Consider the following 1,004-nt stretch of genomic DNA (forward strand, 5'->3'; position numbering starts at 1 on the left):
ACCCGTGGTGCTAGATAAAACTCAGACAAGCATAAAAATAGCCCTTGCTGGCGGATCTCCAGTAGAATGAAAGTGTCACCCAACATTCGAAAGGAGAGATCCCCCATGCAAGAGCACTTTCATTTTACTACAGATCCAGCCAAACTTCAAAAACAATATGCCGCTATTTTCTGTTTTGTTTCTGCCCAACTGTCGTTGATTCAAATGTATCTTCATCGCCGCAACCGTCACTTGGTCAAGCAAGAAGACGAAGTGGTCATGGCGGTTCACCTTTTGGGGAAGCTGCTGGGCTTTTCTTCCGAACGAGCCTGGCATCGTTTTGTCACGGGAAATTTGTTCACAAACGGCTCGTTTCTTGAACGCTCCCGATACAACCGCCGCTGCCGAGCGCTTGGTTTCGCCATCAAATGGATCCGTCATGAGCTGGCGAAACGTGGCCAACACCATGCTTATGCGGTCGTCGACAGCTTGCCTCTTCCGTTGTGCCATCCCGCAAGAATGCAGCGCGTCAAGCGGTTTCGAGGGATCGCGGATATGGGGTATTGTGCTTCCAAAAAGCAATGGTACTACGGTTTCAAGCTGCATCTTCAAGTGACCAATCAAGGGCTGGCCATGGGCTATGTCGTGACGGAAGCGTCCTGCCACGACGTCAAAGCCGCTGAAACGGTGATGACTCAAATCCCTCATCCCTACAACTTTGGGGACAAAGGGTACATCAGCCACGCTCTTCGAGAAAAGCTGTACGAAGAACACCAAGCCGCGTTCTGGACACCGTCTCGACACAATCAAAAGCACGGCCCATCCAAGGCATGGGAAGAATGGATCAGGAAAAAACGCAAAGTCATCGAGACGGTGTTTTCGATTCTCGTAGACCAATACCGGATCACCGACATTCGAGCGAATTCCATTGCCGGGTTTGAAGTGGCACTCGATGGCATCTTGTTGGCTTATTCCTTGGTCACACTAGGGCTGGTTGAGCGCTGACGCTCAACTAGCACCACGGG

General features: G+C 51.0%; 1 protein-coding gene. It reads left to right on the forward strand.

Annotated features, from left to right (window positions below; all coding sequences use genetic code 11):
- Positions 1-105 precede the first annotated feature (105 nt).
- Entirely contained in the window at positions 106-984 is an 879-nt protein-coding gene (locus GZ1_RS17735) for an IS982-like element ISGsp1 family transposase (RefSeq protein ID WP_011231214.1), read from the forward strand.
- Positions 985-1,004 lie beyond the last annotated feature (20 nt).

The organism is Geobacillus zalihae NBRC 101842, from assembly GCF_001544135.1.
Classification (GTDB): domain Bacteria; phylum Bacillota; class Bacilli; order Bacillales; family Anoxybacillaceae; genus Geobacillus; species Geobacillus zalihae.